Raw genomic sequence first — 26,631 nt, forward strand, 5'->3', positions numbered from 1 at the left:
TAAGTCAAATGTTTGATGAAAGCATTTTCCAAAACCGGCACACAAGGTAAGATGGCCCCTTCCGGCAGCCCATGCGCATTGCGGCATTAACACCAGCAGTGCGCAATAACAGCCATCGTTGATGCTTCAATGCAAGATATCCGACCAAGTACACACTCTGAACATGCCGCCAAAAATAAAAAAAGAATTCCCCACGTTGTCTGAGTTTCCGGTCAAGGCCAGACAACGGCTCAGCACTGCAGAGCGGGAACAGCAGATACTGACAGGCGCCATCACTTTTTTTTCAGAACGCGGGCTGGATGGACAGACGCGCGACCTGGCCAAGGAAATCGGCATTACGCATCCGCTGCTTTACCATTACTTCCCTACCAAGAAAGCGCTGATAGAACGGGTCTATGAAGAAGTGTATCTGGGACGCTGGAAAACACAGTGGGAGGAATGGCTGGACGACAAGTCGGTTGGGCTGGAAGAAAAACTGACGCGCTTTTACCAGGACTACGCCGCCAATATCCTCACCCCCGAGTGGGTGCGCATCCTGATATTTTCAGGGCTGACCGACGGCTCCATTCCAGACCAGTACCTTGGCCTGTTGAAGGAAAAACTGTTCCCGCGCATCCTGCGGGAAACCCGACGCCACCTGGGACTACCGGAAAAAACCAAGGCCAGCGAGCGCGAGAACGAGTTGATGTGGGGCCTGCACGGCGGCATATTTTATATAGGCATACGCAAGTGGGTCTACAATCAGCCCGGCCCGCTGGACATCAGCCAGACCGTACAGGACCGCATCGTTTCTTACATCGTTTCCGCCGACGCGCTATTCGGTAAAAAAGCGAAATAGCCGGCTATGGTCTCCTAGCCTCGTGCAGCGAGAGAGCGCAGTCCGGCATCGATATCATCCTGTGCGCCGTAATTAAGTTCAATCACCACGCCATCCGGATCTTCAATAAAGACCTGATGCAAGCCCAGGTCAGGAACCTTGCGCTCGCGGAACCCAATCCGGTGCTGCGCCAGCCTCGCATAGATGTCGCCGATACTGGAAGCGGTAAAAGCAATATGGTCCACCGCGCCGGTGCCTGGTTCACGCGAGGCTGCCTTGTCCCCGAGATAATCGCCGAGGCCGGAATTGCCGTCCGTCTTGATACCGATGATATGTACAACACCGCCACCGAAAATCTCACCCGCAGCCGTCGCACGATATAACCACGCGCCCGGAAAATTGAATGGAGGCCGTGGCCCTGAGCGCATACCCAGCACGTTTTCGTAAAAAAACACCGAGCGCGCAACATCCGCGGTACGGACTGAGTAATGGTCTAGGTTATCGATTGACATGGTCAGCCTGGGGCGGTTAAAAAAACACATTATTCACCCAATCGCCAAGATGTGCTTGCCGCGCATCGAGTTTTTTTATTGCACCCACAGATGAAAATTTTGATATACCCGCAGGAGACAAGTCCAGCTGCTGCGCCACTGCACGCTAAGCCTGAATTTCGGTAACGCTTTTCAGCAGCCGTTTAAGTTCACCGTAGTCAACCGGCTTGGTCAGGTGGTAATTAAAACCGGCGGCCAGCGCCTGCTGCTTGGCATCGTTCTGCCCCCATCCACTCAGCGCAATAATCAGCATCCGCTCGCCGGAGGGCAGTTCGCGCATTGCGCGAGCGGTGCTGTAGCCGTCCATTCCTGGCATGCTCAGGTCCATGACAATGATGTCAGGCCGCTGGCGGGCAACGGCGGCAATTGCTGCGTTGCCGTCATAGACAGTGGAAACATCGAAATGCTCCAGTTCAAACAACATGCCCAGCGTATCTGCCGCATCACTGTTGTCGTCCACGATCAATACACGGAGGGCCTTTTTTTCCGCCGTTTCAGATTCTGCTGCGGCATTGACAGTGAAAGCTGCCTGCTGCCCCAGAACAATAGGCAGTGAAATGACAAACTCGCTGCCGTGGCCCAGGCCCTCGCTATAGGCATCGACGTGACCGCCATGCATTTCCGCAAACTGGCGGGACAGGCTCAGCCCTATCCCCAGGCCGCCCAAGATTTCGCCGGAGACGGTGCGGCTCTGCTCAAACATCCTGAAGATGCGGGGTATGACCTCCTGTTCCAGGCCTATGCCGCTGTCCTGTATGCGAACGGTGAGAACATCACCCTGTACCTGCACATGAACACCAATATTGCCACCTGCAGGAGTGAATTTGACGGCGTTGGACAAAATGTTTGCAAACGTCTGCACCAGGCGCGAATGGTCGCCGTGCAAACTAGCATCTCTGTCAGGCAAATACCAGGCAATGGCAATATGCTTTTTCTCGGCAGCCTGCTCGCAAAGCTCCCTGGCATGGGTCAGCACCGAATACAGTGAAATCGGCTGCAGCTTGAGTTCTATCTTTCCGCTGGTGATACGGGCCACATCCAGCAGGTCATCCACCAGGCGGGTCAGGTGGCTGACCTGGCGATCGATGATTTCTCCTATCCGGTCCACCTGCGCCACGTCGGGGTACAAATGCTGGAGCAGCGACACCGCCGTCTTGATGGGCGCCAGTGGATTGCGCAATTCATGGCCCAGGCTAGCCAGGAATTCGTCCTTACGCCTGTCCGCTTCTCGCACCAGGTATTGCTTGGACCTGGCGCGCAGTACCGCATGGACCGAAGTGAGCAGCGTCAACGTGCGCACCGGCCTTTCCAGCAGCGTGACATTGCCCAGATCGGCGACGGCGCGCCGCACCGACGGCGAATCCGGACCATGCTTGGTCAGCACAATGACAGGCAGGTCCGACCAGCCGGGTTGCGCGTCCAGATATTCCTTGAGCGCCTTGAAACCTCCGTTGACCAGGCCTTCTTCAACGGTCAACACGCCGCCCGCTCCTTGTTCCAGCTGCTGCGAGATATCCCAGGGAGAAGCGCAGATACAGCATGCAACGCCGGCGCCTGTCAGTATCCTGGAGGTCAGCGGCCCGTCCCGTCCGGTAGGAGCAAAAATGAGTATGCGGTTTTCCATAAAGTCCGGTTTCTCTGCTGCGCCCTGGATGCCGGCGATGGCCGGGGCCGTGATGGACGCTATGGCAATTGCTCCTGTACCATTGCCCTCGCCGTATTGGAGTATCCATTGCCTGCCGGATGATAGGTAGGCACACCGGTCAGGATACCGTGGAAGCTCTTCAAGGTTTCACCAACCTCCACGCCGTGCCGGCCTATGCAGAAGCTGCGTATCGTCCGCTCATGCCGGCTGCCGCGCTTCTTGAAGACCGAAATGGCCTGCTTCACTTCACCCTCGGCCTCGAAATAGCGCAGCATGATCATGTTGTCGGCAATATAGCTGGCATCGGCCGCGGTCGTCATCGTGGTGCCGACCATGCCCTGCTGGACCCCGACGACAATGGCGACCACGCCGCGCTGCCCCAGGTAGGTCAGCACTTCATGCAGATAGGTGGTGAGAAAGCGCTCGTCCGGCACTGCATTCATATAGCCGTTCAGGCTATCGATGACGACAATTTTCGCACCGTCATCCACCGCGGTAATCACGGACTGGGAAAACTCGCCCGGCGACAGTTCGGCCGGATCGATCTGCTGTATCGTCAACAGTCCGCTGTCGATTGCAGCCGACAAATCCAGGCCCACGCCCGCGGAGCGGTTCAGCAGGTTGTTGCGTGCCTCCTCAAACAGGAACATTGCACACTTTTCGTTGCGCTGCGTAGCAGCAAAAACGAACTGCGACGCCAGTGTGGATTTGCCCGTGCCCGGCGGACCGGAGATCAGCGTGCTCATTCCTTCCTCCAGGCCGCCGCCGATCAACACATCCAGTTCAGGGATGCCGCTGGAAAGCTGGCGCCGCGTGGTCGTCACACGGGAATCCGCCGCCACCAGGCGAGGAAACACCCGTAAGCCGCCAAGCTGTATTTTATAGTCATGGTTACCGCCACGGAAAGCGATGCCACGGTACTTGACGACGCGCAGGCGGCGCCGTTCACTACCGTAGGCCTGGTCCACCAACTCCAGTGTAATCACGCCATGGGCAACGCTGCGCACTTGCAGATCGCTGCTGAGCGCCGTACGGTCGTCCAGCAAGATCGTCGTGCAGGAGCGGCTGGAGAGAAACTGTTTCAGCGCCAGTATCTGCCGCCGGTAGCGCAACGGGCTTTCGGCCAGCAATTGCAGTTCGGACAGTGAGTCAATAACGACACGGCTGGGTTTTCTTTTATCGATCACTTCCAGAATGCGCTGTGTCGTCGTGCTGAGTTCGATTTCGGCCGCATGGAAGATCGTGTATTGCTGGGCCGGATCGAGGATGTCTTCATCCGGGATGATTTCCTCGATATGGATGTTGTCCATATTCCAGCCATGCGATCTCGCCACGGCCTCCAGTTCTATCGACGTCTCCGCCAGCGTGATATAGACGACGGACTCGCCCTGCCGTACTCCTTCGTTCAGAAATTGCAGCGCCAGCGTGGTCTTGCCGGTGCCCGGCTCGCCCTCAACCAGATAAAGGCGGTCGCTGGTAAGGCCGCCGGTCAGCACGTTGTCCAGGCCGGGAACGCCGATTGACAGAAATTGTGCGCTGTTGCCATTTTGTTGACTCATGGTTTTGTCCAAATAATAGGCTCAAGCCAGATGGTTTGTGACTAGAAACTAAGAAAGTAGAAAATACATTTAAAGCAGCGGCCTTGCGCCACACCGGTCACTCGACATGCGTCGCCTAAAAAACATGCTGCAGATCAAAGCTAGGCCAAAAAAATCAATGCCCGGTTAAAGTTTCAGCACTCTTCAACTGAAAATTTTTTGACATCGATTTTTCCGCGGCCAACGCGACATACAAGCGACGCAGCATCATCGCTACATTTATTTTTTTAAATTGCCTGCAATGCAGAAAATGGTAAATACGACCAAATACGACCAAACGCGGCAGCAATCGGTCGGGACGTACGTCGCACAGGAGTATTTTAAAAGCGGATATTGCCTAATCCTATCAGCGCCAGGAGAAGCAATTTGTAGGAATATGACGACACGAAAAAGCGATGGCCGAAGTCGCGCCTTCCATCGCAGCTGGTAATTATTGGTCCGCCCGTTCAGCGGTGATGCGTTTGTTCAGCTTGATCTGGGCTTTTTGCGGCGTAGTTACAGCACGCCTGCGGGCGACGATGAGATCATTTTACGCAGCGCCGGTGCTTACGCCCTGCAACCCGGCTCAGGTGAAAAAATAAAACGGTATGACGGTATACCAGGCCATGAGCTCACGCCAAGAATTGCACTCGCGCGACGCTTTAGATATCCAGCACAAGTCGTCCTCCTCCGCCCCAGGATACGCAGGGACACATGCCGATGGCGCGCTGCGGTTCGGTCAGGCAAACGTCGCGATGCAGCGGTGCACCCTCCAGCACCTGCGTGTAACAGCTGCCGCACTCGCCGCGGTTGCAGTCAAACGGCATGAAGGCACCTGCCTCCAGTAACGCATCCAGCAGCGAAGTGCCTGGCTCCGCCTGAATCGTCAACCCGGATTGCGCGAGATGCACTTCCAGCGGCTCGTCGCCGGCACTACTGCGGGCGCCGAAGCTTTCTACATGTAGCGAAGACTGCGGCCAGCCCTGCAGCGACGCGATCCGGCTGATCTCCTGCAGCAGTGTAACCGGACCGCATGCGTAGATAGCGGCGCCCTGCGTGTAGGCGCCTATCATACTGGCAAGATCGGAACGCTCGCCTGTGCCGCTCAGATGGACGTGCATCTGTATCCGCGGAATCGCCTCGATCTCATCCAGCAAGACCAGCCTTTCCTCGCTGCGGGCAAGGTAATGGAATTCGACACTTATACCCGCATGCGCCAGTTCATGTGCCATCGACAGCAGCGGCGTCACGCCTATGCCGCCCGCCACCAGGATGGTGCGGCCCGTTGCCGCAGCCAGCCGGAAGCTGTTATAGGGTCCACCAAGCGTGACGGCATCGCCGATCCGCAGTTGCGTGTGCAAATGGCGCGATCCTCCCCTGCCTTCGGGATCGAGCAAGACGGCGATACGGTATTCTTCGACATTGCCGGGCTGGCCCAGTAGTGAATAATGGCGTTCCGCCTCGCTGCCATCAGGCAGCGTAAACGTTAATTGCACGTGGGCGCCCGCAGTCCACGCGGGCATCGCGCTGCCGTCCCGCCTGCGGATACGGAATTCTTTTACTGCACCGCCGTGATCAACGATGGCTGAAATAATATGGTTCATGATAAAACTCCTCCCTGGCCTGCCGCCACCGGATTGAACGGCGACGCATCCACGTATTGCCATGCCAGCCTCTGCGGCACCGGCCGCAACAGCCATTCCCGCACCTTGAAATCCCAGTATCGCCCGGTGCCGCCGGTAAGGCCGCTGTCGTCTGCAACATCCCAGCGCAAGTTCACCTCACCGGCCAGCTGCAGCACCCGGTTGCCGGAAAAATCCTGCACCAGCACGCCTGCCAGCGGATAGGTATGCATATTGCCGAGCGTATTGAACATGCTGTTGCCATGGTAGTCGGGAATACGCAGCGTGCTCTCATCCAGCACCTGGATGAAGCCGGGATTGCCGCCGCGATGAGATACATCGGCACCATGCTGCGGATGGGAGCTTGCGACGAATAGCGTATCCGCCTGTTGCAGCAATTGCCGGACGCCGCCGGTCAGCGCAACCCCTCTTTCCACCGTTTCAGCAGCATAAGCCACCTGCTCCAGCGCGCCCAGCTGGCGCCGCTGTATGTATTTGGGACAGTTGGGATAAGCTTCGGTGATTTCGACGACGAAACCTTTATCATCTATCTTCCCTACGCTACCGTTGACGCGGTAGCGGCGGCGGCTGCCCAGTTCAATGAACAGCATGCCAATTGCGGAGCCGATGCCGACATTGGCCCACAAAGGATCCAGCAGGTCGCGCGCAGCCAACGGCGCATCCACCAGGATGGAACTACCATCTTCCGTGCGGAGGAAACCGGGAGCGCCGTACAATACCGACGCCCAGGGATAGCCGCTCGCATCCACACTGCCGAGCAGCACCATAAACTGCTTTTCGATGAAACCACGTGCGCCGGCGATCACCGTCGCTGCGATCATCGTGCCGTTGCGATCCGCCACTGCGGTTTCTCCGGCCAGGTCCTGCACCACCCGCTCGCCTGCATGAAATTCAAATCTTGCGCCCATGATTTTCTCCGTGTTCCCTCACCTGCCCGGCTTGGCCCGGTATGCCTCGTAGCGCACCGCAGGCACGCTACAGGCCGTTCCAGTTAAAACGTCATGACGGTGTAGCCGTCTATCGCCAGCTGACCCAGGCTGGGCAAACCGGAGGTACCTGGCACGCTATTGTCCGTGACCAAGTCGAAACCGTTTTTGACCGCATCTTCGCGCGCGCCAAACACATCGGCGCAACCGCAGGAAACACCGGCGACCTTGTCTTCCACCGCTTTGAACAGGGCATTCAATGGATGGCCTGCCTTGCTGACTTCAGCGGTCCAGCGCGTACCCGTTCCCTGGAAATAAATTTCCACGTCGATCGCGCGTTGTTTGAAGTCGTAAGCGGCGGCCAGGCCGTTGAAGGTACGGCCCAGCGCTTCTTCGCCGCCGGATTTCGGATCGGACAACAGGATGATTGCTGCTTTCATGATGATTCCTTTAAAAATGATGTTCAGATGTGGTTTGTGTGACGGCCGGTTTCATTCCCCGCCGCCTGTGATAAATCCTACTCTGATCGAAATTATTAACAATAACCGCTAATTAGTTTTATCCATTCAAAAAAATGGAATAATATAGATTTAATAATATTATTTTCACCTTGCCATGGGGGCCGCAAGTGTTGTGAGCTTTGTTAAATAGTGCAAGCTGCGCGAGCTTTTTTTCCACTGACTCTGATCGTGAGTCCCCTATGGTGACGGTCTTCCGCTGCATATCTTAGTCTCCACCGGTATCTGCGCGGCTTAATTGCAACGCACACGCAATGCCGTGCAGGCGTTGTAAAATCAAAAGCACGAAAGTCCCTACTGGCTTTCTTCTTTCCCTCTTCGGCACCAGAAAGAAAATCAGAACATGTTGAAGAAAATTGACGTCGCCCAGTTAAGAACAGGCATGTATATCCAGGAACTGTGCGGCTCCTGGCTGGATACGCCGTTTTGGCAAAAATCCTTGCTGCTGGAAGACCCGACCATTTTGGAAAAAATAAGGAAGAGCAAAATCCGGCAAGCCTGGATAGATACCAGCAAAGGCCTCGATGTCCTGTCGCAGCAAGACGAAAGCAAACCTGAGAAGCCTGCCGTACCCGAGCCCGCGGCTCCACCTCCCGCGGCGCTAGCGCCGTCTTATGACCAGGTTCCCCAGATAAGCATGGATGAAGAGCTCGGCCGCGCAGCCAAGATTGTCGGAAAATCCAAGCAGGCATTGCTGTCAATGTTCTCCGAGGCCCGCATGGGCAAGGCTGTGAACTCGGAAGCGGCGATGGAACTGGTAGAGGAAATTGCCTCGTCGGTCATGCGCAATCCCGGCGCGCTGATCGGGTTGGCCAGACTGAAAAATGCGGACGACTATACCTATATGCATTCAGTGGCGGTTGCCGCGCTGATGATTGCGCTTGCGCGGCAGCTGAAGCTGGACGATGAAAAAACCCGCGAGGCCGGATTTGCCGGCCTGCTGCACGATATAGGCAAGATGGCCGTGCCTTCAGGCATACTGAACAAACCGGGCAAGCTGACGGATGACGAATTCGTCTCCGTCAAAGAGCACCCTGCCGCCGGTTACAAGATGCTGCTGGAAGCCAAGGGTGTGGGAGAAATTGCGCTCGATGTCTGCCTGCACCACCATGAAAAAATGGACGGCACCGGCTACCCGGACCGCCTGGCCGGCGCACAGATCAGCCTGTATGCGCGCATGGGAGCAATATGCGATGTGTATGACGCCATTACCTCCAACCGGCCCTACAAGCAGGGCTGGTGCCCAGCGGAATCCGTCAAAAAAATGGCCGAGTGGAGCAAGGGCCATTTCGATGAATCCGTGTTCCAGGCTTTTGTCAAAAGCATAGGCATCTATCCTGTAGGCACACTGGTCAGGCTTGCTTCCGGCAAGCTGGGCGTGGTGGTGGAACAGGCCGCCAAATCGCTGCTGATGCCGAAGGTGCGGGTATTTTTCTCGACCAAATCGCTGGCCTATGTCACGCCGGAACTGCTGGACCTGGCAGGCCCTGGCTTGCAGGACAAAATCGTGGCGCGTGAAGATGCCGCCAAATGGGGCCTGAAGGATATCAACCGCTACTGGCTTGGCGACGCAGCGCCAGGCTAACGGCCGGTCTTCGACATCTCGCTCGCCAGCGCCTGCGCAAACCCTGCAACCAGCGCGGGAGGATCGCGGCGGTGGATCAGGCCGACCACGGACATGGATTCCTGCTCTGGAAGGCTGAGAAAGCACACGCCGCGCGGCGCCACCTCGCGCATGCTATCAGGGACAATCGCGATGCCGATATTCGCTTCAATCAGGTTCAGCAAGGAAGTCTTGCGCGAAACGGCGCGCGCCACTTTCGGGAAAAATCCCTGCGCCAGGCAGAGCCCGGTGACCAGGTAGCTCAGGCCGCCCCTGTCCTTATGCGGCACCGACACAAAATATTCGTCGCGCAGGCTGGCAATGTCGGTATGTGCTTTTTGCGCCAGCGGATGCAGGGCGGATACCGCCACCATCAGTTTTTCGCTGAACAGTTCCTGCACCACGACGCCGGGATATTTTTTCAGTATCGGCAACCTGACCAGACCCAGGTCCGCGCGCCCTTCCTCCATATCTGCCGCCTGGTGATCCGAGGAGGACTTTGACACGTCCAGCGTAATGCCGGGAAACTGCTGCAGCAGGCTATGCAGCACCGCACCTATCGCCGCTGTCAGCGTCACTGAGCTGGAATGCAGCAGCCGTATCGTGCCCTGCTCTCCTTTACCCACCTGATGCGCCTGGCGCACGGTATCGGCAATGTCTTCCAGTATGCGTTTGCTGCGTTCGTAAAACACGCGGCCGGCATCGGTCATTTCCACATGCCTTGAATCACGTTCCAACAACAGGGCCTGCACTTCGCTTTCCAGTTCCTTCATCTGCCTGCTGAGCGCCGACTGCGCAATATACAAATGCTCGGACGCGCGCGAATAACTGCCGGCATCCACGATTTCAACAAAATACTTCATCTGCTTGAGAGAGATCATGCCTATGCCGCTATGCCTTTTTGAGATGGCTGGACGCCATATTTGATATTGGAGTGGAGGCCCGGTGTGCTGCTACAGTCAACCCACTCATTCAACGCATTATCTGCTCACCAACCGGAGAAAAAATCATGGCGCTGGTACTGACAATCGGGGTGCTCGGAATAGGCATTAGTATTGCGGTTAAACTGCTTTTCGTCCAGAGCAGAAAGTAAAGAATAGACAATCGGCCTGCACACGTGCAATGCCGTAAAATTCATTTTCTGACGACGGATTTCCGGTATTGCATCGGCGTCTGCCCGCAGACCAGGTGGAAGGCACGGCGGAAGGACGCCTCATTGTTGAAGCCGCATTCCAGCGCCACCTGTAGCACCGGGCCGCCGCGCAATTCCAGCAGTTTCTTTGCGTGCTCGACCCTGCAGTGCAAAATATAATTCAGCGCAGACATGCCGGCCGCGCGCTGAAAGCGGCGCGAGAAATTACGCAGGCTCATCGCCGCGCGGCGGGCCGCATCTTCCACGGAGATGTCCTGGTTGAAATGGCGCTCTATGAATTCCTGTGCCTGCCTGACCCTGTGGTCGGCATGATTTTTCCACGCTGCATTGCCAAGACCGGCGCGTTCGGCAGCGGGTTCCGGTGCCGGGTTGGTATAGCGCGTGAACTTGTGCGCAGCGGCTTCGCCGTAAAACTGGCCAACCAGATAAGCGCAGGCTTCCATGCTGGGCGCTGTTCCGGTAGCGCTGACAATGCGCCCATCAATGACCAGCGGCACATGCGGTGAAAATCGAATCTGCGGATAATGGCCGGCAAATACCTTCTGGTCGGACAGGTTGCCGGTGACTTCATGCCCGTTCAGCAGGCCGGATTCTGCGAGCATCCTTACACCGCTGTCAAAACCCAGCAAGATGGCGCCGTTGTCGTACGCACGTATCAGCCAACGGCGGAAAGCTGCGCGTAGCGGCGCCGGTTGCACACTGGAGAAATAATAAGGAGGAATCACTACTACGTCAGGCACAGGGCCGCTGGCGCGTATCGCGCTGTCGGGCGTAATCATGGTGCCGGTGAATGAACGTACCGCACCGGCAGTGGGTCCTTGTAGGCTGATACGGAACAGTTCTGCTTTATCAAGATCAAAGCTGCGCGAGTAAAGCGTACCTGCAATCACCAGCAACTCCTTGATCAGGATCGCGACACCCGCCCAGCAGCCGTCATCCACATAGATAGTGACCTGTACCGGCTTTCTCATCTCTCCTCCCAGGATATCGGGTGTAACTGGTTTTGCAGGTGCGCTAGCTTAGTCATTTAAGCAAGACATGGCCGATTTTAAACGCAAAATTGGCCGATAATGATTCATATTTTCGGAAATTAATAGCATAGAATCAAAACAGGCTTAAAAACACCATAAATATATTTGAGCCTGCGCAAAGACCTGCTTTGCTGTGCTGCAACAATGCAGGCATGACGAAACCGGTCTTTGCGCTCCACCAACCGAAGATGTTGGAATTTTGAGGAGACCTTCAATGCGGAAATTCGTCACGCCTGTATCCCTTGCCGTCCTAAGTTTGGCAATGCTGCTAAGCGCTTGCAGCAAAACCCCCGATGCAGGCGCAGATGCCGCAAAAACCTCCTCAGCCGACGACGCTGCCTTCCAGAAAAATTTGCAGGAACAATTGCTGGATGCGAAGGCCGGCAGCGTCATCGATATCCCTGCGGGCAAGCATCACCTGACCAGCGGCCTCACTTTGCGGGTACACGGCGTAACGATACGCGGCGCAGGCATGGAAAAGACCATTCTGTCCTTCAAAGATCAGGCTAGCGGCCCGGAAGGCTTACTGGTCTATGCCAACGATTTCACGATAGAAAACCTGACGATAGAAGATACCAAAGGCGACGGGCTGAAGATCAACGACGGCCAGAACATCACGATACGCGGCGTGCGCGTGCAGTGGACCGGCGGCCCCAACGTGACCAACGGCGCCTACGGCATTTACCCGGTCAAGACCACCAACGTGCTGATTGAAGACTCTGCGGCGATAGGCGCGTCTGACGCCGGCATCTATGTCGGCCAGTCGAAAAACGTCATCGTGCGCAGGAACCGCGCCGAACAGAACGTGGCCGGCATAGAAATAGAAAATACGATAGACGCCGACGTGTATGAAAACACCGCCACCAATAATACTGGCGGCATCCTGGTGTTCAACATGCCCAATCTGTCGCAGGCAGGCTACGGCACGCGCGTCTACAAGAACAAGGTATTCGCCAACAACCTCGGCAACTTCGCCGCCAAGGGCGCTGCCGTCGCCAGCGTCCCTGCCGGATCCGGCATCGTGGTGAACTCCAATTCCAAGGTGGAGATCTTCGATAACGATGTATCGGACAGCAAGACCGCCAATGTCATCATTTCCAGCTATTTTTCCACAGGCTATTTCAGCGACAAGGGCGTCAGCAAGGATTACGATCCTTACCCTCGGGCCATCTACGTGTATGGCAACCGCTTCAAGGGCGGCGGGGATTCGCCGGATGGGCTGGACCTGAAAGCGCTGAAGATTGCCATGTTCGGCCTGAACGGCCATTTCCCCGACGTGATCTGGGATGGTTATGTGGACACCAAGACCGCAGTCAATGGCGCCATACCGGCCGGCGACCGGCTATGCGTACAGAATGGCGATGTCACCGTGCTCAACGTGGACGGCCCCAACAAATACAAGAATCCCACCAACGACGCCGCTGCCTACCGCTGCGAACTGCCGAAGCTGAAGCCGGTCACGATACCGCAACTGTCGGACAATTCGGCCAAGCCGGCAGATAACGCGCCAGCAAAGGGATGATGCATGTATAAAAGTTTAGCGCGCAGCATGCAGTATGGTTTCTGGCGGATAGGTCGCATCAGTCGTATTACGCAACAGTGGTTTCATCTATTTTTTGCCCTGGCAGCCTTAGTTTCGATTGCCGCCTGTTCGCAAAAGCAGGCGCCGGTCGCCTTCCATGCGGAGGGACGGCCCGAGCACCTGAGCGACTGGCGGCTGCTGGCCAGGGAGGGCTCGCGGCTGGTATTGAATGCGGACGTAACGCCATATGAACTCAACACGCCGCTGTTCACCGACTATGCGCACAAGCTGCGCACGGTCTGGATGCCCAAGGGCAAAACCGCACGCTACGATGCCGACAAATCTTTCGACTTCCCGGTTGGCACCATCATTTCCAAAACCTTCTACTACCCTCGCTCGACAGGAGAAAAAAGCGGCTCCAGCGTGGTCTCTGCGACAACCGATACGGCGCGCGATTTTGAAGGCGCCGACCTGAACCTGGATACCGTGCGCCTGGTGGAAACCCGGCTGCTGGTGCGCAGGGAAGACGGCTGGACTGCGCTGCCTTATATCTGGAATGAAGAACAGACCGATGCCACGCTGCAAAGGACGGGCGGCCAGATTCCCCTGCAGGTCGTGTCGGCGGATGGCGCCAAGCTGCCGCTGACCTATGTCGTGCCCAACGTGAACCAGTGCGCCGGCTGCCACGTTGCCGATATCAAGCTGCGCCAGTTCGAGCCCATAGGCCCCAAGGCCCGGCACCTGAACCGCAGCTATTCGTATGACGGCGTGGAAGAGAACCAGCTGCAGCACCTGGTCAAGATAGGCTATCTGAGCGGCCTGCCCGACATCAAGACCGTGCCGCACAATGCCAACTGGCAGGACACAACGCAAACCCTGGACGCCAGGGCCAGAGCCTATTTGGACATCAACTGCGCGCACTGCCATAACACCAAAGGCGCCGCCAATACCACGGCGCTGCACCTGGAAATAGGCGCACCGGCCGATCTGCACCTGGGCATCTGCAAGCCGCCGGTTGCAGCGGGACGCGGCACAGGCGACCGCAAATTCGACATCATCCCCGGCCAGCCTGAGCATTCCATCATGCCGTTCCGGCTCAGTTCCAGCGAAACCGGGGTCATGATGCCTGAGCTCGGCAGGAACAGCGTACACAAGGAGGGGCTGCAACTGATCAAGGAATGGATCGCCGCCATGCCTGGACAGTGCCAGCAGGAAGACCAGGTTCAGCCCCATCTGTAGTCGATTAGCAGGCCAAGCAGCAAACATCGTCGTCAGCATTTTCAAATTACAACATCGGAGACACCGCATGAAAATGAACAAGCGCAAACTGGTCCTTGCCATCTCCCAGGCCTTGCTGGGCACAGGCATCAGCGGCATTAGCGGAATGACGGCGGGCACGGCGCTGGCTGACGATGACGTCGCCACGGTGGTCGTCACCGCACAGAGCCGCTCGCAATCGGCGCAGGCAGTACCGATTGCGATGCAGATTGTCGGTGCCGACCAGATTTCCAAGCTGGCAGCGACCAACCTGTCTTCGATGAACGGCTATATCCCCGGCCTGAACGTGGACGGCAACCAGCCGACACAGCCCTACTACACCTTGCGTGGGATAGGAACATCGGACTTCGGCATAGGCACCGATTCGCCGGTGGGGGTGTATGTGGACGGCGTCTATTCCGGCAAGACCGGCGGCGCGCTGATGAGCTTCAATGACGTGCAGCGTATCGAAGTACTGAAAGGCCCGCAGGGCACGCTGTTCGGCCGCAACAGCGCCGCCGGCGCCATCTCCATCATCACCAGGGAACCGACGCAGGCGTTTGAGGCAGACCTGCATGCACGGCTGGGCAACTACAGCAGCAAATACTTCGACGGCGTCATCAATGTGCCCCTGGGCGACAAGGCCGCGTTGCGCTTCAGCGCCGTCGGCAGCAAGAGCGACGGCTGGATTACCGATGCCGCCACCGGCCAGAAATACAAAGGCGACAACGACTGGGGCACACGCGCCACATTGTTGCTGAACGCCCCCGCGCAAACCAAGCTGCTGCTATCATGGGAACATGAATACCTGAACGACAGGGCACGCCCGGCAATCTCCCTCGTGCATCCGGCTGCACCAGGCACGCTGCCCACGGTTCCATCTGATCCCTCCACCTATGTCGATCCACGCAACGGTCCTTTGTATAACGATGGGGTCGGCAACCGGGAGGCAAAGAAATTCGACGGTGTCACCTTTCGCATAGAAAAACCCTTGGGTTGGGCGACCTTCAATTCCACAACGGCCTACCGCCACTTCAATTCGGTCAACCGCGAAGATGAGGACGGCACCAACCGCATAGAAACCTATCTCGATACGGCCAATATAGAAAGCAATACCACCTGGCAGCAAGAGTTCAAGCTGTCCGGCAAGAACGACACGGTGGATTGGCTCGTCGGCGCCAGCTATTTCTCCGAGCGGGCCAGGCAGAACAGCCAGATCAATACCTATACCGATTCGCTTAATACGCTGTTCAACAATGTGGCCGGTCTACCGGTCTACAGTGTGCTGAACGGCGCCGCGCAGCAGTTCGGCCTGCCGGTGAACCTGTTCGGAAACAGCTGGCAAGAAAATATGTTCAACCGCGGCGACAATAAATCCTATGCGGTATATGGCGATGCGATCTGGCACCTGGCACCGAAGATGAACCTGACAACGGGCATACGCTTCTCCCGCGACAGCAAGGAGTTCAGCTGGTATGCCCCGAACCGCATCTCCCCCGGCGTGGACGGATCGCTGGCACTGTTCAACCAGGTCGGCTTTTTCCCTGGCCTGGTGCAGGCGGGCGCCATCTCGGCTGAGCAGGCGGGCCTGATACAGTCGCTGATGAGCAGCAATCAGCTGATCGCCAATGCGGGCGCTTCATTGTCCCCATATTCAACCAAGCGCAGCTGGAATGACACCAGCCCGCGCGTACTGCTGGATTACCACCTGACGCCGGACGTGATGTTCTATGGTTCAGTGTCCAAGGGCTACCAGTCCGGCGGCTACAACACGCTGCAGGTGGGCAGCAAGTACGATCCGGAACAGGTGTGGAACTATGAAGCCGGCGTCAAGAGCAACCTGCGCGACTACCACCTGGTGCTGAATGCCTCCGTGTTCTCCTATAAATTCTCCAACCTGCAATCGCTGAGCCTGGTAGCCGGCGGCAACTCGGTCGGCGTGCCGGCCTATCAGGTTGTCAGCAGCGACCAGAAAGCCAACGGCTTCGACGTGGAAGCACGCTGGCAGCCGCTGCCCGCGCTGCGCCTGTACCTGACCACCGAATACATCGACCAGAAGTACAAGGATTACGTCGCCAATGACGGCACCAACCTGAGCGGCCAACCGGTAGGCACGCCGAAATGGACTGCCGCCACCGGCTTCGACTACACCTGGCATAACGTCGCAGGCGGCCACCTGAACCTGACCCTGCAGCACGCCTATACCGGCGCGACCAGGTGCAATGATGATTCCGTTGCCCAAGGTGCCTGCCTCAGCACACCCAGGTTCACCGTCGGCTCTGCGATGCAGCGCACCGATGCCCGCATAGGCTGGACCAATGACAGCCAGAGCTGGGGCGTCTCGCTGTTTGCCAACAACCTGTTCGACAAACGTTATGTGTACAACGTCAGCAATATCACGGCGTCATTCGGCACGCCGTTTGCATCGATCACGGCGCCGAGGATGGTGGGAGTGGAGTTCAGGGCGAGCATGTAACTTGAGCCGACGTTCAAATCAAAAAGGAGGCCCAGGCCTCCTTTTTTTTCCAACATGATATTGATGCCTATGAGCGCTGGCCTTGCGTACGCCGCCCCAGATACCACGCCAGCAACAACGCCAGCGTAGCCAGCACGATGACGATGGTGTTCCCGCCCAGCAGGATATACGGCGTCATGCCGCTGGTGCCCTGCACCGTGGCGCGCAGGCTGCCGAGCACGTCATAGTCCAGCTTGGCACGGACGATGCCCTGGGCATCAATCACGGCGGTGGCGCCGGTGTTGGTGGCGCGTATCATCGGACGGCCGGTTTCCAGCACGCGCATCGTCGTGATCTGCAAATGCTGCGGTATCGCAGTGGACTGGCCGTACCAGGCCATGTTGGACACGTTGAGCAGGATGCTAGCGACCTTGCCCCCGGAAGCTCGCTGTGAATTCAGTTGCGCGGCGATTTCACCGCCAAACACGTCTTCATAGCAGATGTTGGGCATTACGCTCTGGTCCTTGACCTGGAAAGGCGGCTGCTGCAGGCCGGCGCTGGTCTGGTCTGCCAGCGGGATATGCATCAAGTCCACAAACCAGTGGAATCCATAAGGGATAAATTCGCCGAAAGGCACCAGGTGGTGTTTGTCGTAGCGGTAAGGCTGCGGAGCAGCAGCGCCCGGCTTGGCAGGCGTGAAGCCCATGATGCTATTAGAAATACGATCCTTGCCGTCGCCGGCAAATATGCCGACGACAATATGGCTGTTGCTGGCGCTGGCAAAATCCCGTATGCCTTGCAGATAGTCCGGCGGCAATTGCGTAGATAGCACAGGTATCGCCGTTTCCGGCGTGGCGATCAGGTCGGCCGGGCCGGACAGTATCATGTCGCGGTACATTTCCAGCGATTGCACCAGGTGGCCTTCATCAAACTTCATGTCCTGCGCCACATTGCCTTGCAGCAGGCGTACGGAAATCGGCTTGCCCATGGGCTGCGTCCACTGGACGGTCCGCAGGCCTGCGCCGGCGACCAGCAGCAGCATGATTAACGGCAGCGTGAATTTTTTATGCTGCCAGCACGCGATGCAGGCGGCGATCAGCGCCACTATCCAGCCCACGCCGTATACACCGACCACAGCAGCATAGCCGGCCAGCGGGCTGGCCGTATGCGCATACCCTATCGATGCCCACGGAAAACCGGTAAACAGCCAGGTACGCAGGCATTCGCCCACCGCCCACAACGCCGGCATCACCAGCAGCATGCCGGTGCGGTCGCCTATGCCCCAGCGCCCCCTGAGCCATACTGCAATACCCAGCACCAGCCCTGAATATACCGCCATATACGCCACCAGCAGCGCCAGCGCGGGCGCGGACAACCAGATCGGCATGCCGCCGAACTTCGTCAGCGCAATCAGCAGCCAGTAAACGCCCAGGTACAGGTAAGCAAAGCCGTAGCACCAGCCCAGCAGCAGCGCGCGCCTGACGGTAGTGCTGCGCCAGCCGAGATGAAACACCAGCGCCAGGCAGAGGATTTGCACCGGCCACAGATTGTAGGGTGCGAACGACAGCAGGCTCACGCAGCCGGCCAGGAAGGCGACAGCATAAGACCACAGTGGATGGGAAAAACGATTGCGGGATGGCTGCACAGTCTGTCGCTTCAAGGCTGGGCTTTCCTGTAGTGAGGGGTCGAAGGGGAGTCTAAGCTCGTATGAAAGCTTATATTAAATCCGGGGCAGAAGCGCCGGATGTGTGAAACTCATTTCATCAGTCCAAGCGAGACGCGCTCTAGTCATTATCGTCGATCAGGTCCAGCAGCAACTGGCGCTTTTCCACCAGCAGCACCTGTACCTGGCGCGCATCCGCCCGCAGCACTTCAAAATGGATGTGCTCGACATCGAACTCATCCCCCTTGTGCGGTACGCGTGACAGGTGGTTGGCAACGAAGCCGCCTATGGTGTCCACGTCCTCGTCGGAAAAATTGGTGCCCAGCACGGTGTTGAACTGCTCGATCTCGGTCAAGCCCTTGACCCTCCAGCGCTTGCCGTGGCCATTGCCTTCTACTGAAATGATGTTGTCTTCCTCTTCATCGAAGTCGTGCTCATCCTCGATATCGCCGACAATCTGTTCCAGCACGTCTTCAATCGTGATCAGGCCGGCAATGCCGCCGTATTCATCGACGACCATCGCAATATGGTTGCGGTTGGCGCGGAAATCACGCAACAGGATGTTGAGGCGCTTGGATTCGGGAATATAGACCACCGGGCGCAGCATGTCGCGCACCTCGAACGGTTCTTCAGCGTAATAACGCAGCAAGTCCTTGGCCAGCAGGATGCCGATGACCTTGTCCCTGTCGCCATCGACTACGGGAAAGCGGGAATGCGCGGTGGAAAGCACCTCGGGCATCCATTCTTCTATGGGCTTGGAAATATCAATGACGTCCATCTGTGCGCGCGGCACCATGATATCGCGGGCGGACAGGTCGGAAACCTGGAATACGCCTTCTATCATCGCCAGCGCGTCGGCGTCGATCAGGTTGCGTTCGTGCGCATCGTGCAGGACTTCCAGCAGTTCGGTGCGATTCTCTGGCTCAGGGGAGATAAGTGCGGTCAAGCGTTCAAACAATGACCTGTGGGGTTTAACGTCAGCTGTCCTGACGTTACTAGAGTGCTCTTGCATATTGGGCATAGCGCCGTTGTTTCAATCCTACAGGATACAACAAATCGCAGATTGCTCCCGATTGTGACAAAAAAATAGTAAATTTCATATAAAAATAGGAATTTCATTGTCGAATAGAAATTATTTCAGCGTGGCTGGCGCCTATTTGTACGGATTGGCTATTTCCAGGGTTTCCAGGATTTCAACTTCTATGCCTTCCATCTCTTCCGCTTCTTCGTCGGTCTCATGGTCGTAGCCCTGCGCATGCAGCACGCCGTGCACGACCAGATGCAGCGCATGCTGCTCCACCGTCTTTTTCTGTTCGGCGGCCTCTTTCAGCAGGACATCGGTGCATAAAATGATATCCGCCTGAGTCACCTCCGCATCTTCATCTTCCGTGTAGGCGAAAGTCAGTACATTAGTGGCGTAATCCTTGCCGCGGTAGTCGCGGTTCAGCGTGCGGCCTTCCTCTGCGGCGACAAAGCGTATCGTCAGTTCTGCCGGCGCGAACAGCGTGGCCTGCACGGCCTTGCGCAGCAGTGGCCGGGGCAGGGTTTCCTGCAGGCGGGTATCGGCATATTGCACCGACAAAGTCAGTTTATTTTTTACGGCCATGGTGTGCGGAACTCAGGGGGGTAGCTTGTTTCAGGATGCCGATGTTGGCCGTGTGGGCGCTGGATGCCTCGTAGGCATCGACAATACGGCCGACCAGCGGATGGCGTACGACGTCGGCGCTGGTAAAGCGGTTGAAGGCGATACCGCGCACGTTGTCCAGTATCTGGCAGGCATCCACCAGACCGCTCTTCTGGCCGCGCTGCAAATCGATCTGCGTCACGTCGCCGGTGACCACGGCCTTGCTGCCGAAGCCGATGCGCGTCAGGAACATCTTCATCTGCTCAGGCGTGGTGTTTTGCGCTTCGTCCAGGATGATAAATGCATGGTTCAGCGTGCGGCCGCGCATGTAGGCCAGCGGCGCGATTTCTATCGCCTGCTTTTCAAACATCTTTTGCGTGCGGTCGAAACCCAGCAGGTCATACAGCGCATCGTACAAAGGGCGCAGGTAAGGATCTACTTTCTGTGCAAGGTCGCCGGGCAGGAAACCCAGGCGTTCGCCGGCCTCCACCGCAGGGCGCGTCAGCACGATGCGCTTGACGGCATCGCGTTCCAGCGCATCCACGGCGCAGGCCACTGCCAGATAGGTCTTGCCGGTGCCGGCAGGGCCTATGCCGAAAGTAATGTCGTGCTCGACGATGGCGCGCAGGTAATGATTCTGGTGCGGCGTGCGGCCGCGCAGGTCGGTGCGGCGGGTTTTCAGCACCGGACCTTCGATGTCGGCATCGGGGTCGATGTCATCCTTGGAGACGACCGCCTCGCCGGTATCAACTTTCGGCATCTGCTTCAGCGAATTGCTGGCGCGCTGCTCCACCAGCGCCAACTGTACTTCGTCAATCGAGATCACTTTCTTGGCCAGCGCATAAAAATGCTCCAGCATTTCCAGCGCCTTGTCGGCATTCGTGCCGCTGACGATGAATTTCTCGCCGCGCCGGAAAATGCTGACGTCCAGCGCCGCCGAAATCTGGCGCAGGTTTTCGTCCAGCGGGCCGCACAGGTGCGCAAGCCTGGTATTGTCCAGGGGCTGGGGGATGAAATTCAGTACGGGGACCGGGGACTTGGTTTTCAAAAGAATTGGGCTCGGATAATAAATATGGATACGTCGGTTCAATGAAAATCTTGCTCAGCCCGCCAGCCAAAGGCCAGGCCAGGCATCGGCCTGCCTAATGCGCCACGGACTTAGAAAATACGTTCAATACAATGACACCGCTGACAATCAGGCTCATTCCCAGCAGCGCCGGCAAGTCCAGCACCTGCTTGTAGAACAGCCACGCAAATACCGTGATCAGCGTCACGCCGACGCCGGACCAGATCGCGTACACGATACCAATAGGCATGACACGCACCGTCAGCGCCAGGCAATAAAAAGAGATGCCGTAACCCAGCACCACAACCACTGAAGGCCATACCTTGGTAAAACCGTCGGACGCCTTCAGCATCGATGTTGCGGTTACCTCCGCGACGATGGCCAGCGCCAATATTAGCCACTGGCTCATGCTACACCCCGAAGGGATTGACGGTTCACCACACTATACGCACTGTACATAGCAATCAAGCGGCCGCCTGCTGCGTTCCCGTGGGCAACAATTCGCCACGCAGAGAGTAATTATAAGATTCAGTAATGCGGGTATCCACCAGTTGTCCTATCAGCTCCGCCGGACCGGCAAAATTGACAACGCGGTTATTTTCGGTGCGGCCCTGCAATTCGTTGATGTCCTTGACCGAAGGCCCCTCCACCAGGATGCGCTGTACCGTACCTATCATCGCATTGCTGTACTTCTTGGTATTGGCGTCAATCACCGATTGCAGATGCTGCAGGCGCTTCAGCTTGACTTCATGCGGGGTATCGTCCTGCAGGTTGGCCGCCGGCGTGCCGGGGCGCGGGCTGAAGATAAAGCTGAAGCTGTTATCAAAACCGACATCGTCGATCAGCTTCATCAGCGCGTTGAAATCCTCATCGGTTTCGCCAGGGAAGCCGACGATGAAGTCGGACGATACCGAGATATTCGGCCGTACCTGGCGCAGGCGGCGCAATACCGATTTGTATTCGATTGCGGTATAGCCTCGCTTCATCGCCGACAGGATGCGGTCGGAACCGTGCTGCGCCGGCAGGTACAGATGATTGACCAGCTTGGGTACCTTGGCATAAGTGTCAATCAGCCGTTGCGTAAATTCTTTCGGATGGCTGGTGACAAAACGTATGCGTTCTATCTGCGGGAATTCGGCAATGTATTCGATCAGCAGCGCAAAATCGGCAATCTCGCCATCCGCCATCTGGCCGCGGTAGGCATTGACGTTCTGTCCCAGCAGCGAAATTTCCTTGATGCCTTGCTCCGCCAGGCCTGCCACCTCGGCCAGCACGTCTTCAAAGCGGCGCGATACTTCTTCACCGCGCGTGTATGGCACAACGCAATAACTACAATATTTGCTGCAGCCTTCCATGATGGAAACGAAGGCAGTGGAGCCGTCCACTTTTGCCGGGGGCATGTGGTCGAATTTTTCTATTTCCGGAAAGCTGATGTCGACCTGCGAGCGGCCGGTGTCGCGACGCGCCTCCAGCATTTTCGGCAACCGGTGCAAAGTCTGCGGGCCGAATACCACGTCCACATACGGTGCGCGCTTGACGATGGCCTCGCCTTCCTGCGATGCCACGCAGCCGCCGACGCCGATGACCAGGCCGGGCTTCTTCAATTTAAGCTCGCGCAGACGTCCCAGGTCGGAAAACACCTTCTCCTGCGCTTTTTCACGCACGCTGCAGGTATTGAGCAGGATGACATCTGCGTCTTCCGGGCTGTCGGTCTTGATCATACCGTCGGATGCGTTGAGCACGTCCGCCATCTTGTCCGAGTCATACTCGTTCATCTGGCAGCCGAAGGTTTTAATGTATATCTTTTTTTGCATGTATTTCTTTATTCTAAATTGCCTTGCCTTAGGTCAGGCAGCGACCTTCAATGTCAGGCAGCGACCTTCAGTCGCGGCAGCGGCGCGCTGTCGTCTTTTTTCGGCAAGGGCGTGCTGGCTTCCGCATCGGTCAGTATCCAGATCTTGTCCACCTGCCCTACCGTGTTCAGCGTGTAATTGACGACCTTGCTGGCAGATCCAAGGTAGGCGGGCTGCACAATCAGATTGGCGTCGTTATAGATGCGGGTGCCCGGCGTGGTTGCCATCAGCTTGTCGTTGATCACGATTTGCGGTGCAGCGGCGCATTTCAATATCCCGCGCTTTGTATTTGGGGGAAACGGCCTGGCCTGCGCATCCAGCTGTACGGCCAGCATGCCGGCAACGACCATTCCCAACACAATGAAGCGGCGAAACAATTGCATTTTAGGCATAATTAGAATCCATTGACCGGTTCATCAGGCACTCCGTGGCGGCAAATTTGCCATCACTTAAAATTGCGCTGGCAAATCAGGCACTTATGACTCATTTCCTTGCCGCCTGAGGGCGCAAGTTTAGCACATCGGGGATATTGCTTCACCTCGGTGCTTTTGGCATCGGAATCGCCAAAATAATACTTTCTTTGGCATAATGGCAAAAATAAATCTGGAATTCTGATGCACACTCGCTCTCCCCGCGCCGCCAAACGTGATTTCGACTCCGGGCACTTCCGCAACGCCTTATCCCAGTTCGCTACCGGTGTCACCGTCATCACGACCCGCCTCGCAGATGGCAGTTTCCTCGGACTGACGGCCAGCTCCTTCAATTCCGTGTCGCTGGATCCGCCGCTGGTGCTGTGGAGCTTGGGCAATGTCGCCAGCAGCATGCCTGTGTTTAGCGGCAACTCCCATTACGTGGTGAACATCCTGTCCGCCGACCAGATGCACCTGGCCGAGCAATTCGCCAGCCGCAAGAAAAATCGTTTCGAGGGTGTGGATTTTTCGCTATCGCGCACCGGCCACCCCATCCTGAATGGCGTTTCAGCGTGGTTTGAATGCCACAACCGCAGCCGCTACCCGGAAGGCGACCATGTCATTTTTGTCGGCGAAGTCGAACATTGCGAATTCACGCCAAAACCGCCGCTGGTATTCCATGCGGGCGATTTTTTGCTCCCCTCCGCCAAGTCCGGCCAATGAACGAACTTACATCCGACTTGGTGGGATACCTGGCCGCCTGCATGACGACTATCGCTTACATACCGCAGGTATGGATGACCTGGAAACGCAAGCGCGCCGAAGGCGTGTCGCTGAGCATGTACGTCATCTTAACCAGCGGCGTGGCAATGTGGCTGGCCTACGGCGTGCTGATGCACTCGTGGCCTATTATCATCGCCAATTTCATCACGCTGATGCTGGCGATGTTTATCCTTGGCATGAAGATTGTTTACAAATAGGGTCAGGTCAGCAGCTTGCCCAGCACACCCGCGGAATCGAACGCCGCGCGCCTCAGCCTGTCATTGACGCCCTGCCAGTCCCTGTCTTCCGGCAATGCCTCCACGAGAATGATATCCGCCTGCGCGGCGTCCAGCGCGCGCAGGTCCGCATACAGGTCATGCGCATAGCCGTGCGGCTCCGCCGGCAAAACCAGGTGCGCCCGCGCAGCGCTGCCGTCGCTGATGCTGTGCGACATCAGGGCGAAGCTACGGCCTGCCGCTTTCAGTTGCTGCATGGTCTGCGCCAGCGTAGCGGAAGCAATCAGCACCACGGGCGTATTCGGCGCATAGTGGGCGTCCAGCGTGCCGGAAGCACGCGGCGCGGCAGCATCCGGCGCGGCCGGCGGCACACCTAGCACCTGTTCCAGCTGCACCGCACTGATGTCGCCGGGCCTCAGCAGCACAGGCCCGTGTGTCGCGAGCCTTGTCAGATCAACGATGGTGGACTCTATGCCGACCTCGCTCTGGCCGCCATCCAGCACTGCGGCGATGGCGCCGCCGGCTGCGGTTTCCTGCGGAAATTCATCAATGACGTGCTGTGCCGTGGTCGGGCTGACATGGCCGAACTTGTTAGCGGAAGGCGCCGCAACACCGCCCTTACCGCCCTTGAATTCGCGCAGCAGCGCTTGCGCTACCGGATGCGAAGGGCAGCGCAGGCCGACGGAGTCCTGGCCGCCGGAAACCGTATCGGGAATGTGGTGCGCGCGCTTCAGTATCAGCGTCAGCGGGCCGGGCCAGAATGCGGCAATCAGCTTATGCGCCTCTTGCGGAATGTCGCGAGCCCAGTAGGACAAGTCTGCCTCCGGGGCCAGATGCACAATCACCGGGTGGTTGGATGGCCTGCCTTTGGCCGCATAAATGCTGGCCACCGCCGCGGGATTTTCAGCATCGGCACCCAGGCCATAAACGGTTTCTGTAGGAAAGCCCACCAGGAGACCCGCCTCTAGTTGGCAGGCTGCATGCAGTATTGCCTGCTGCAAGGCCGGTTGCATGGCGGGTTGCGCGTTTTCTGTGCTCATGGGATGCCCATTCGCGGCTAGACAGGAATGCCAAGGATACGGCAAGCCTGTTCCAGATTCGCCTGCGCGGCTTCCATTGTGGTGGCGACAAAGGTCACGTGGCCCATCTTGCGGCCAGGCCTGGCTTCTGCCTTGCCGTACAGGTGCAGATGCGCGCCGCGCAGCGCCAGCACCTGGTCCCAGGCCGGTTCGCGCGTTGCAGCGGAAGCGCCTGAAGCGATTGAGGCTTCGTCAAACCAGATGTCGCCGAGGATGTTCAGCATCACTGTCGGTGAATGCTGGCGCACGTCGCCCAGCGGCAATTGCGCAATCGCGCGTGCCTGTTGCTCGAACTGGCTGGTGATGCAGGCATCCATGGTGTAGTGGCCGCTATTATGCGGACGCGGCGCCATTTCGTTGACAACCAGCGAACCATCCTGCAGCACGAAAAATTCTATGCACAGCACGCCGACATACCCCATGCCGGCAATGATTTCCAGCGCCGCATGCTGAGCGGTCTCGGCAATGTGCGCGGATACGTTCTGGCTGGGCACGGTGGTCGTGAACAGGATGCCATCGCGATGGACGTTTTCAGCAATCGGATATACGACGGCTTCGCCATCGACGCCGCGTGCTACCAGTACGGAAATTTCATAAGCCAGCGGCAGCATTTTTTCCAGCACGCAGACCACGCCGTTCATGCCGGCATACGCGGCATGCAATTCTTCCAGCGTCTTGACGCGGACCTGGCCCTTGCCGTCATAGCCCATGCGCGCGGTCTTTAGTATGCCGGGTAGCAGCTCGGCACCGGCAGCATCGATATCGCCGCTGCTGGTGATGACTGCGTGCGGTGCCGGCAATACCTGCGTGGCAGCGCCTACGCTGGAAAAGAATTGTTTTTCGGCCACCCTGTCCTGTGCAATCGACACGCAGGCAGCGCTGGGAGCAACAAAGCTACGCTCGGCCAGGAAAGCCAGGCTGTGCGCCGGCACATTTTCAAATTCAGTCGTAACCGCTACCGACAGACTCGCCAGTTCGGCCAACGCCGTTTCATCGGTATACGCTGCCTGGATATGCCTGTCGGCCACCTGGCCGGCCGGGCAGTCTGCCTGCGGTTCCAGCACGGCCACTTTATAGCCCATTGCCTGTGCGGCATGCGCAAACATGCGGCCCAGCTGGCCGCCGCCCATGATCCCCAGCCAGGTTGGCTTGGACTCCGAGGGCAGCTGTGCAGTCCTTGCAGTGTTGTTTTGGTGTGTTGCCATTTTTCTCAATCTTTGTTCATGCGGACAATAAAGTA

General features: G+C 57.6%; 24 protein-coding genes. 7 read left to right on the top strand and 17 right to left on the bottom strand.

Going from position 1 to position 26,631, the window contains the following annotated elements:
- Positions 1-163: 163 nt before the first annotated feature.
- Positions 164-838 carry a TetR/AcrR family transcriptional regulator gene (locus tag ACO0LO_RS10810; RefSeq protein ID WP_422964234.1) on the top strand — a complete coding sequence of 225 codons (675 nt, stop codon included), beginning with the start codon at positions 164-166 and terminating at the stop codon, positions 836-838.
- A gap of 14 nt (positions 839-852) precedes the next feature.
- Here the strand turns inward: ACO0LO_RS10810 and ACO0LO_RS10815 are convergent, their stop codons facing one another.
- The 6 genes from ACO0LO_RS10815 to ACO0LO_RS10840 all read right to left on the bottom strand — a co-directional run bounded on the left by ACO0LO_RS10815 (position 853) and on the right by ACO0LO_RS10840 (position 7,599).
- The gene (locus tag ACO0LO_RS10815) at positions 853-1,329 is read right to left on the bottom strand and encodes a VOC family protein (RefSeq protein WP_422964235.1); all 477 of its coding nucleotides are present in this window, start codon (positions 1,327-1,329) and stop codon (positions 853-855) included.
- Positions 1,330-1,474: 145 nt separating this feature from the next.
- Positions 1,475-2,992 (bottom strand): response regulator, encoded by a 1,518-nt coding sequence (locus ACO0LO_RS10820; protein WP_422964236.1) that lies wholly within the window; start codon positions 2,990-2,992, stop codon positions 1,475-1,477.
- A 59-nt stretch (positions 2,993-3,051) separates the two neighbouring features.
- Positions 3,052-4,572 (bottom strand): ATPase domain-containing protein, encoded by a 1,521-nt coding sequence (locus ACO0LO_RS10825; protein ID WP_422964237.1) that lies wholly within the window; start codon positions 4,570-4,572, stop codon positions 3,052-3,054.
- 680 nt (positions 4,573-5,252) lie between these two features.
- Positions 5,253-6,194, bottom strand: a complete 942-nt coding sequence (locus ACO0LO_RS10830; RefSeq protein WP_422964238.1) for a PDR/VanB family oxidoreductase — start codon at positions 6,192-6,194, stop codon at positions 5,253-5,255.
- Positions 6,191-7,141, bottom strand: coding sequence for a pyridoxamine 5'-phosphate oxidase family protein (locus ACO0LO_RS10835; RefSeq protein WP_422964239.1), 951 nt, complete (start codon positions 7,139-7,141; stop codon positions 6,191-6,193). Before ACO0LO_RS10835 ends, ACO0LO_RS10830 begins: the two co-directional genes overlap by 4 nt.
- Before the next feature lie 83 nt (positions 7,142-7,224).
- Positions 7,225-7,599 (bottom strand): DsrE family protein, encoded by a 375-nt coding sequence (locus tag ACO0LO_RS10840; RefSeq protein WP_422964240.1) that lies wholly within the window; start codon positions 7,597-7,599, stop codon positions 7,225-7,227.
- Between the two features lie 421 nt (positions 7,600-8,020).
- On the opposite strand from ACO0LO_RS10840, the gene ACO0LO_RS10845 reads away from it, so the two are divergent.
- Positions 8,021-9,262, top strand: coding sequence for an HD-GYP domain-containing protein (locus tag ACO0LO_RS10845; RefSeq protein WP_422964241.1), 1,242 nt, complete (start codon positions 8,021-8,023; stop codon positions 9,260-9,262).
- On the opposite strand, the gene ACO0LO_RS10850 is transcribed toward ACO0LO_RS10845, so the two are convergent.
- Together ACO0LO_RS10850 and ACO0LO_RS10855 are read right to left on the bottom strand one after the other, a co-directional pair.
- Complete coding sequence (locus tag ACO0LO_RS10850; RefSeq protein WP_422964242.1) at positions 9,259-10,161, bottom strand: LysR family transcriptional regulator; 903 nt, start codon at positions 10,159-10,161, stop codon at positions 9,259-9,261. The genes ACO0LO_RS10845 and ACO0LO_RS10850 overlap by 4 nt on opposite strands.
- A 253-nt stretch (positions 10,162-10,414) precedes the next feature.
- Positions 10,415-11,404 (bottom strand): GlxA family transcriptional regulator, encoded by a 990-nt coding sequence (locus ACO0LO_RS10855; protein ID WP_422964243.1) that lies wholly within the window; start codon positions 11,402-11,404, stop codon positions 10,415-10,417.
- 274 nt (positions 11,405-11,678) lie between these two features.
- Here ACO0LO_RS10855 and ACO0LO_RS10860 point away from each other — a divergent pair, with 274 nt between their 5' ends.
- The 3 genes from ACO0LO_RS10860 (at position 11,679) to ACO0LO_RS10870 (ending at position 16,719) form a co-directional block, all read left to right on the top strand.
- Complete coding sequence (locus ACO0LO_RS10860; protein WP_422964244.1) at positions 11,679-12,986, top strand: parallel beta-helix domain-containing protein; 1,308 nt, start codon at positions 11,679-11,681, stop codon at positions 12,984-12,986.
- Between the two features lie 3 nt (positions 12,987-12,989).
- Positions 12,990-14,225, top strand: a complete 1,236-nt coding sequence (locus ACO0LO_RS10865) for an SO2930 family diheme c-type cytochrome (RefSeq protein ID WP_422964245.1) — start codon at positions 12,990-12,992, stop codon at positions 14,223-14,225.
- Positions 14,226-14,292: 67 nt separating this feature from the next.
- Complete coding sequence (locus tag ACO0LO_RS10870; protein WP_422964246.1) at positions 14,293-16,719, top strand: TonB-dependent receptor; 2,427 nt, start codon at positions 14,293-14,295, stop codon at positions 16,717-16,719.
- A 67-nt stretch (positions 16,720-16,786) separates the two neighbouring features.
- Here the strand turns inward: ACO0LO_RS10870 and lnt are convergent, their stop codons facing one another.
- From lnt to ACO0LO_RS10905, 7 genes are all read right to left on the bottom strand, one after another.
- Positions 16,787-18,358 (bottom strand): apolipoprotein N-acyltransferase, encoded by a 1,572-nt coding sequence (lnt, locus tag ACO0LO_RS10875; RefSeq protein WP_422964247.1) that lies wholly within the window; start codon positions 18,356-18,358, stop codon positions 16,787-16,789.
- 124 nt (positions 18,359-18,482) lie between these two features.
- On the bottom strand, positions 18,483-19,373 hold the full coding sequence (locus ACO0LO_RS10880) for an HlyC/CorC family transporter (RefSeq protein ID WP_422964248.1): 891 nt from the start codon (positions 19,371-19,373) through the stop codon (positions 18,483-18,485).
- Between the two features lie 141 nt (positions 19,374-19,514).
- On the bottom strand, positions 19,515-19,967 hold the full coding sequence (gene ybeY, locus ACO0LO_RS10885; protein ID WP_422964249.1) for an rRNA maturation RNase YbeY: 453 nt from the start codon (positions 19,965-19,967) through the stop codon (positions 19,515-19,517).
- The gene (locus ACO0LO_RS10890; protein WP_422964250.1) at positions 19,951-21,033 is read right to left on the bottom strand and encodes a PhoH family protein; all 1,083 of its coding nucleotides are present in this window, start codon (positions 21,031-21,033) and stop codon (positions 19,951-19,953) included. The genes ybeY and ACO0LO_RS10890 overlap by 17 nt, the downstream gene beginning before the upstream one ends.
- A 94-nt stretch (positions 21,034-21,127) precedes the next feature.
- Positions 21,128-21,460: a DMT family transporter gene (locus ACO0LO_RS10895; protein WP_422964251.1), complete on the bottom strand. Its 333-nt coding sequence runs from the start codon at positions 21,458-21,460 to the stop codon at positions 21,128-21,130.
- A gap of 55 nt (positions 21,461-21,515) precedes the next feature.
- The gene (miaB, locus tag ACO0LO_RS10900) at positions 21,516-22,865 is read right to left on the bottom strand and encodes a tRNA (N6-isopentenyl adenosine(37)-C2)-methylthiotransferase MiaB (RefSeq protein WP_422964252.1); all 1,350 of its coding nucleotides are present in this window, start codon (positions 22,863-22,865) and stop codon (positions 21,516-21,518) included.
- Between the two features lie 53 nt (positions 22,866-22,918).
- A complete protein-coding gene (locus ACO0LO_RS10905) occupies positions 22,919-23,296 on the bottom strand; it encodes a hypothetical protein (protein ID WP_422964253.1) in 378 nt (125 codons plus the stop codon).
- 222 nt (positions 23,297-23,518) lie between these two features.
- Between ACO0LO_RS10905 and ACO0LO_RS10910 the strand changes: the two genes are divergently transcribed.
- The gene (locus ACO0LO_RS10910; protein ID WP_422964254.1) at positions 23,519-24,037 is read left to right on the top strand and encodes a flavin reductase family protein; all 519 of its coding nucleotides are present in this window, start codon (positions 23,519-23,521) and stop codon (positions 24,035-24,037) included.
- Positions 24,034-24,294: a SemiSWEET transporter gene (locus tag ACO0LO_RS10915; RefSeq protein WP_422964255.1), complete on the top strand. Its 261-nt coding sequence runs from the start codon at positions 24,034-24,036 to the stop codon at positions 24,292-24,294. Before ACO0LO_RS10910 ends, ACO0LO_RS10915 begins: the two co-directional genes overlap by 4 nt.
- A gap of 2 nt (positions 24,295-24,296) precedes the next feature.
- On the opposite strand, the gene ACO0LO_RS10920 is transcribed toward ACO0LO_RS10915, so the two are convergent.
- Positions 24,297-25,352, bottom strand: coding sequence for an L-threonylcarbamoyladenylate synthase (locus ACO0LO_RS10920; RefSeq protein ID WP_422964256.1), 1,056 nt, complete (start codon positions 25,350-25,352; stop codon positions 24,297-24,299).
- Positions 25,353-25,369: 17 nt separating this feature from the next.
- The gene (locus tag ACO0LO_RS10925) at positions 25,370-26,596 is read right to left on the bottom strand and encodes a 5-(carboxyamino)imidazole ribonucleotide synthase (protein WP_422964257.1); all 1,227 of its coding nucleotides are present in this window, start codon (positions 26,594-26,596) and stop codon (positions 25,370-25,372) included.
- Positions 26,597-26,631 lie beyond the last annotated feature (35 nt).

The organism is Undibacterium sp. TJN25 (genome assembly GCF_049339885.1).
Classification (GTDB): Bacteria; Pseudomonadota; Gammaproteobacteria; order Burkholderiales; family Burkholderiaceae_D; genus Undibacterium.